Annotated in this window: 3 protein-coding genes; 1 reads left to right on the top strand and 2 read right to left on the bottom strand. The window is 47.4% G+C overall.

The features are described from left to right. Positions 1-147: 147 nt before the first annotated feature. Entirely contained in the window at positions 148-558 is a 411-nt protein-coding gene (locus tag B7L70_RS12495; protein ID WP_081228385.1) for a Zn-ribbon domain-containing OB-fold protein, read from the top strand. On the opposite strand, the gene B7L70_RS12490 is transcribed toward B7L70_RS12495, so the two are convergent. Together B7L70_RS12490 and B7L70_RS12485 are read right to left on the bottom strand one after the other, a co-directional pair. Next, positions 536-1039, bottom strand: a complete 504-nt coding sequence (locus B7L70_RS12490; protein WP_238376260.1) for a hypothetical protein — start codon at positions 1037-1039, stop codon at positions 536-538. The two genes, B7L70_RS12495 and B7L70_RS12490, sit on opposite strands and share 23 nt — an antisense overlap. Beyond that, the gene (locus tag B7L70_RS12485; RefSeq protein ID WP_369907354.1) at positions 1032-1895 is read right to left on the bottom strand and encodes a KaiC domain-containing protein; all 864 of its coding nucleotides are present in this window, start codon (positions 1893-1895) and stop codon (positions 1032-1034) included. Before B7L70_RS12485 ends, B7L70_RS12490 begins: the two co-directional genes overlap by 8 nt. Between the last annotated feature and the right edge of the window lie 271 nt (positions 1896-2166).

The following is a 2166-nucleotide window of genomic DNA, read 5'->3' as shown; positions in this document are numbered from 1 at the left end:
GCATGTACGAGATCGTCTCCATGGTCATGGAGCTCACAAACCAGAAACCATTTGACTCGCTTGGCAATGCTGGACTTGGTGTTGTTCAGGATATGGCTGGGTTTGACCTCGTATCAACAGCGATAGTACTCAGGAGGGTGACCTGACATGGTCGAACAGAAACTATCGATACCAAGGTACTGGAGAAGAACACCGCAGTACTATAGGCTTGAGGGTGTTCAGTGCGTTAGGTGCGGGCGTGTTTACTACCCACCCAGGGCTGTGTGCGAGTGTGGATCTAGGGAGTTTAAGCCATACCCATTACCAAGCACGGGCAAACTACTGAACTTCACAGTTCTCTACTCAGTACCTGCCGAGTTTGAGAAGATGAAACCCCTGATAATAGGTATTGTTGACTTGGGGGGTGTTAGGGTTATTGGGCAGATTGTGGATTGCATGAACCCGGAAAAACTCAACCCAGGTATGGAGGTTGAGGTTGTGTTCAGGATGGTGAAGATGGATGGCACATATGGATTAATAAACTACGGTTATAAATTCAGACCGATTGAGAACTGCTAAACCTACTCCTCAATATTAAAAGCCTAGTCTTATACGACGACCTTAATCGATCACAATACCCATAATCCCTGGCATTACTTAAACAGAGCATGAACACCCTAACCACAAATGCCAAATCGGCAAGAAAAGAGGCGGACACGTAATCACCAACCTGTAGCGCACGCACCAAGTTACTGATAATCGCTGAGTATGTTTCAGCGGGATTCGAGGGCTCTAAATCAAGTCCACGGAAATACCCCTCATTAACATTAAGTTCACCCCTAACATACTTAACGTATTGGTAATATGAAACCGCAGCCGATAACGTATCACCCGGTTCATTACCATCAATAACCGTCAAATAAGGCTCAGCGAGGGGGTCGCAATTCCTAAGCTCAGCCCTGATTGAATCAATATCGGCATTACCACCAGCCCTAGCCAGATACATTAGAAAATTCTCCATAATCTCAACAATCCTAACATGACAGTCAAAGTTATTCATTGCTAACACGCCCCTTCGAATTACTCTCAAACCACTTCCTCAACTCATCTATTCCTGGCTCCAGGAGCACAAGACCCTTACCCGGCTCTATATCAAACCTCATTGCCTTCCTGTAGTGATTGGTGAGCCTCGCCTTCTTAATAATCAACCACCTCCTAATCTCCTTAGTCGTCTCAACACTATCGAACCACATGTGGATTATCGCGTCCGCAATATGCTCTGCACCGAAGCCAAAGGTCATGCCCGTCGTTGGGGCGTACTGGTTGGTCATTATCACAGTCACGTTTGAGCGATAAAGCCTCTGCCTCAGCCTGTATGTAATCAACCTAGCCATTGCTGGGGCGTGGGCCCACAGTGGTGCTAAGGAGTCAATAACCACCAACACATCCTTCTTACCACCCTCCTCCGTCACACCCAGCACCTCGTAAGCCTTCTCAATCGCTGCCATAACAACCTCCATACTCAACGGCGACTTAGCCCTTGCCTTCTCCCCACCCTCCTCCCCAGCCTTGAGTAATTCCCTGTACTGCCTGGCGAGTCCGAAGAGGTCTATAATCATAAGGTTGGACTTGACCTCCTTCACCTTCCCGGTCAAGACCTCGGTCAGGCTGACGGCGTCGCTTAAGTCAATACCGAACTGCCTAGTCTGCCTTACTACGTCGTAGAACCTCGTCTCCGTACTAACGTAGACCACGGGCATTGCGTCAACACTGGCACCAACCGCCTGGATGCACAGTATGCTCTTGCCGACCCCTGGCTCGCCTGTTATGAGGGTCCACGTCCCCCTAGGCACACCACCCTGTAACGCATAGTCAAGCCATTCCACGCCCAAACTAATTCTCCTAATCTCGCTCATCAATAATTAAAACTAAATGCAACATTAATAACTATTTTCAAGAGTTACAGACCTCACTGGCTTAATATTACCGAACAAACCACATTGTGGAAGGGTTTCGTAGAATTAGGACGATTAAGAAGAGCATTGGAAGCCTGGTTGCGCTATTTATCGTGATTTTGAATTGATTAATTTGCTGTTTACCATTATACCTTTAACGTCTTTATGTCTGGGAAGTCATCCTCGAAGTACTCATGCTCGCCTTTAACGCCCTTATTTCTCTTTTCACGCT

This window comes from Vulcanisaeta sp. EB80 (assembly GCF_002078205.2).
The sequence above is the reverse complement of the archived record's forward strand: the minus strand, read 5'-3'. Positions and strand labels throughout refer to the sequence as shown.